The sequence below is a fragment of the uncultured Oscillibacter sp. genome (genome assembly GCF_910587525.1).
Classification (GTDB): Bacteria; Bacillota; Clostridia; order Oscillospirales; family Oscillospiraceae; genus Oscillibacter.
The window spans coordinates 1-4,480 of record NZ_CAJULS010000157.1; the positions used below are offsets into that span (position 1 = coordinate 1).

Here is a 4,480-nt window from a genome sequence, read left to right on the forward strand (position 1 = left end):
CGCGGTCCTCACTGGCATCCTCACCCGGAAGCGGGAGCTGGCGGTGCTCCAGTCCGTGGGCATGACGGGAAAGCAGCTGAAAACCATGCTGGTTTTCGAGGGGCTGTACTACACCCTGCTGTCCTTGCTGGTTTCCCTGGTGATGACAGTGGTCCTGGGACCCCTGGTGGGCGGCGCCGCGGGAGACATCTTCTGGTTCTTCACCTACCGCCTGACGGTGACGCCCATCCTGCTGGTGCTGCCGGTATTCCTGGCGCTTGGCATTGCGGCGCCCCTGCTGGTCTACCGGTCTGTGGCAAGGCACACCATTGTGGAGCGTCTCCGGGAGGCGGAGACCTGACCCGCATAAAGAGGAGACACGGCCCTTTGGGCCGTGTCTCCTCTTTATGGGTCATTTCAGCTGATCCAGCGTCAGGGAGAAGCTGTCCATAAAGACCTCCAGGAAGTACGCCACCTCCGGCAGGCCATAGGATTCCAGGGCTTTGCGGGTCTGGGCGGCGGCCTCCCGGAACTCCGCGTTTCCGGCCTTCATCTCCTCCACGCACTTGATATAGGCGGAGAGCTTGTCCGCCGCCTTCACCAGCTCCTCTGTCTCGGCGGGGACCTCCGTCAGCAGGGGGGCGTAGGCGCGGCGCAGCTCCTCCGGCAGCATGGTCAGCAGCTTCCGGTTTGCCACAGCCTCCACATCCTTGTAGGCGCCGCGGATGGCGGGATTGTCGTACTTGATGGGGGTGGGCATATCCCCGGTGAGGATCTCGCTGGCGTCGTGGTACAGTGCCGCCGCCGCCACCGCCCCGGCGTCCACATGGCCGCCGAATTTCTCATTGCGGATCACCGCCAGGGCGTGGGCCAGCGCCGCCGCCTGGTGGCTGTGCTCCTGGACGTTCTCCGGTGCGGTGTTGCGCATCAGCGCCCAACGCTGGATAAAGCGCATCCGGGAGATATAGGCAAAAAAGTGGCTTTTCATCAATCACTCCTCCAAGAGCCGGCCCAGCAGCACCTGGCCGTTTGTGCCGGTGATCTGGACGTTTTTGACAATATTGTGGAGATGTTCCCCCTCTGCCAGCACCTCCATGTAGTTGGGGGCCCGGCCCAGGTATTTCCCCTCCCGGGGCTGCTCGAAGAGAACGGAGTATGTCCGCCCCACGCAGCCTTGCAGATAGGCGGAGCGCATTTCCTCAGCCGCGGCGGCGGCCCGCCCGGCCCGCTCCGCCTTGACGGCCTTAGGGACCTGGGCCATCTCCGCCGCCGGGGTGCCGGGGCGGATGGAGTAGGGGAAGATGTGCATTCTGGCAAAGCCGCATTTGCGGATAAAGTCCAGGGTTTTTGCAAACTCCTCCTCCGTCTCCTCCGGGAAGCCGGCGATGAGGTCAGTGGTGAGGGCGGGGCGGTCGAAGTACCGGTTCAGCAGCTCCACGGATTGGAGATACCGGGCGGTGCCGTACTTCCGGTTCATGCGGCGCAGCGTCTCGTCGCAGCCGCTCTGGAGAGAGAGGTGGAACTGGGGGCACAGGTCCGGCAGGGCCGCGCAGCGGCGGCAGAAATCCTCTGTGACGGTCCGGGGTTCCAGACTGCCCAGCCGGATACGGACGCCGGGGGCGGCGGCGCAGACGGTCTCGATCAGGTCCGTAAGGCTCAAGCCGTTTTTCAGATCCGCCCCCCAGGAGGAGATCTCGATGCCCGTCAGCACGATCTCCCGGTAGCCCGCCGCGGCCAGAGCCGCCGCCTGCTCCGCCGCTCTCTCCGGGGACAGGGAGCGCACCGGCCCCCGGGCGTAGGGAATGATGCAGTAGGAGCAGAAGTTGACGCAGCCGTCCTCCACCTTGAGCATGGCCCGGGTACGGTCCTCCAGTCCGCCGGCAGGCAGGACCTCAAAGGCCCGGCGGTCAAAGGCCCGGTCAATGGCGGTGACTTTGGCGCGTTCCGCTGCGGCCCGCTCCAGCAGGGCGATGAACCCCATCCGGTCCCCGGTGCCGGCGATGAGGTCCGCATCCAGTCCCCCCATGTCCTCCGGGTGGGTCTGAGGGTAGCAGCCGCACAGAGCCAGCACCGCGCCGGGGCGGTCCCGCCGGATTTTGTGCAGCGCCTGCCGGGACTTCTGGTCGCTGACCGCCGTGACGGAGCAGCTGTTGACCACATAGGCGTCCGCCGCGGCGGAGAAGTCCACGATCTCGTGGCCCCGGGCCCGCAGAGCCTGCTCCATGGCCTGGGTCTCGTATTGGTTTACCTTGCAGCCCAAGGTGTAGATGGCAATTTTCATGGGCGGTCCTCGTCTTCAGATGGATTTGCCGTTTCCGGCGGAGGGGGCCTCCTCCCCTTCAAACAGTCGCTGAACGCCTTCAAATCCCGCTTTTGATCTTCGGAGAGGCTGTTGAACTCCACATGTTGAATGGCGCCCTCCAGGGCGTACAGGTGGACCAGGCAGACCTGGGGGTACAGCGTTTTCAGCTGGAAAAACGCCTGTTTGGAGCCTGTTGCCATCAGCTCCTCCGCCGAGTGGATGCCGGCGGATCTCAGCTTTCTCGCCATCTCCGCGCCGATGTTCGCCATGGATGTCAATTCCGTCATAAGCTCTCCTTTTTCTTGCGCTTTCGAAAAAAGTCCTGTATAATAAAGTATTAGGCTTATTATAACGGTTTTTCCCCCGTTGGGCAAGTCCCAATCGGGGGGAGTTCAGGAGATGTTGTCATGATTTATCTGGATTACGCCGCCACCGCCCCGGTGCCCCGGGCCGTGGCGGACGCCATGTATGAGGTGCTGGCGGGCCAATTCGGCAACCCCAGCAGCCAGTACCCCGTGGGCCTGGAGCTGAAAAAGCAGGTGGAGCTCTGGCGAAGAACCGTGGCAGACGCCCTGGGATGTGATGCAAAGCGTCTGTACTTTACTTCCTGCGGCACCGAGGGGGACAACTGGGCTGTCACCGCCGCCTGCTGGCAGAACCGGCACCTGGGAAAGCACATCGTCACCACGGCGGTGGAGCACAGCGCCGTAGTGGAAGCCTGCCGCTGGATGGAGCGGCAGGGGTATGAGGTGGCGTATCTAAAGCCGGACCAAGGGGGAAACATTACCGCCCATCAGGTGCTGGAGGCGGTGCGGCCCGACACGGCCCTGGTCTCCGTGATGATGGTGAACAACGAGCTGGGGAACGTCTATCCCATCGCCGGTATCGCCCAAGGTCTGGCGGCGAAGAACCCGCAGACCCTCCTCCACACCGACGCCGTCCAGGGGTTCCTGGAGGTCCCCTTTGCCGCCGGCAGGCTGGGGGCGGATTTTGTCACCGTCTCCGCCCACAAGATCGGCGGGCCCAAGGGCTGCGGCGCGCTGTACATTGGTCCCCGGGTCCGGAATCCCCGGCCCCTGCTGGCCGGAGGGGGGCAGGAGAGCGGCCTCCGGGCCGGAACGGAGGCCACCGCTCAGATCGCCGGCTTTGCCAAAGCCGTGGAGCTGCGGCAGGCGGGACTGCCCGAAAAGCTGACGCATATGGCGGAGCTGCGGGCCTATGCCGTGGAGCGGCTCTCCGCCATCCCGGACCTGACGCTCATCGGGGACGGTCAGGCCCCCCACATTCTCGCCGTGTCCCTCCCCGGCTGGCCCAGCCAGAATATTGTCAACGACTTGGGGAGCCAGGGAATCTGCATCTCCGCCGGCTCCGCCTGCCACCAGGGAAAGCCCAGCCATGTGGTCGCCGCGCTGAAGCTGCCAAAGCGGACCGCTTCCGGCGTCATCCGCCTGAGTCTCGGCCCGGAGACCACCCGGGAGGAAATCGACGACTGCGCGGAGGCTCTTCGCCGCCATCATGACCAGCGGATGCCCATGCTGTAATGCCGTTCGGCCCTGAAAATTTGATTTTATTAAGCGGGACGCCGCTGTGCGGCGTCCCATAGAGAACCCGGCGCACGTTCATACAATCATCAAGAGGAGGATTGGACATGCTTCGCTGTCTCCGCAGGGAGCCCGGTTTTTACAGGCACACATGGCAGCTGGCCCTGCCCATCATGCTGCAAAACCTCATCACCACTTCCCTGGGCTTTGTGGACACCTTCATGGTGGGCCTGCTGGGCCAGTCGGAGCTGTCCGCCGTCACCGCGGCCAACACCCCGGTGTATCTGGTGCAGGTCATCATTTTTGGCCTTCTCAGCGGACTGTCCATTTTGGTGAGCCAATACTGGGGCAGGCACGATGCGGAGTCCATCAACCGCTGTATGGGCGTTGCCCTTTACACCGGTGTGAGCATCGCCGCGGCGGTGGCGGTGGCGCTGTTCCTCTTTCCCCACTGGGTCATGGGCCTTGTGACGGACAACGGCCTGCTGATCGATTTGGGGGCGCCGTATCTGCGCCTGGTGGGGATCAGCTACGTCTTCAACACGGCCAGCTCCGTATATGTGGGAATGCAGCGCAGCACGGAAAATCCCTCCATGGGACTCACTGTGTTCACCACTTCCATGGTGCTGAATACGTTTTTGAACTACATCCTGATCTT

6 protein-coding genes are annotated in these 4,480 nt (G+C 63.7%); 3 read left to right on the plus strand and 3 right to left on the minus strand.

Annotation, left to right across the window (positions count from 1 at the left end; translation table 11 throughout):
• Positions 1 to 340 (plus strand): FtsX-like permease family protein (locus QZ326_RS11380; protein ID WP_295745256.1); only part of this gene is annotated, 340 nt, incomplete at its 5' end.
• Positions 341 to 391: 51 nt separating this feature from the next.
• Here QZ326_RS11380 and yfbR read toward each other — a convergent pair.
• The 3 genes from yfbR to QZ326_RS11395 are packed head-to-tail and all read right to left on the minus strand — an operon-like array spanning position 392 to position 2,568.
• The gene (gene yfbR, locus QZ326_RS11385) at positions 392 to 967 is read right to left on the minus strand and encodes a 5'-deoxynucleotidase (RefSeq protein WP_295745257.1); all 576 of its coding nucleotides are present in this window, start codon (positions 965 to 967) and stop codon (positions 392 to 394) included.
• Between the two features lie 3 nt (positions 968 to 970).
• The gene (gene mtaB / locus QZ326_RS11390; protein WP_295745260.1) at positions 971 to 2,260 is read right to left on the minus strand and encodes a tRNA (N(6)-L-threonylcarbamoyladenosine(37)-C(2))-methylthiotransferase MtaB; all 1,290 of its coding nucleotides are present in this window, start codon (positions 2,258 to 2,260) and stop codon (positions 971 to 973) included.
• Positions 2,257 to 2,568: a TfoX/Sxy family DNA transformation protein gene (locus tag QZ326_RS11395; RefSeq protein ID WP_295745262.1), complete on the minus strand. Its 312-nt coding sequence runs from the start codon at positions 2,566 to 2,568 to the stop codon at positions 2,257 to 2,259. Before QZ326_RS11395 ends, mtaB begins: the two co-directional genes overlap by 4 nt.
• Before the next feature lie 120 nt (positions 2,569 to 2,688).
• Between QZ326_RS11395 and QZ326_RS11400 the strand changes: the two genes are divergently transcribed.
• Together QZ326_RS11400 and QZ326_RS11405 are read left to right on the plus strand one after the other, a co-directional pair.
• Positions 2,689 to 3,822 carry a cysteine desulfurase family protein gene (locus QZ326_RS11400; protein WP_295745264.1) on the plus strand — a complete coding sequence of 378 codons (1,134 nt, stop codon included), beginning with the start codon at positions 2,689 to 2,691 and terminating at the stop codon, positions 3,820 to 3,822.
• A gap of 107 nt (positions 3,823 to 3,929) precedes the next feature.
• On the plus strand, positions 3,930 to 4,480 hold a 551-nt coding region (locus tag QZ326_RS11405), incomplete at its 3' end, for an MATE family efflux transporter (protein WP_295745266.1).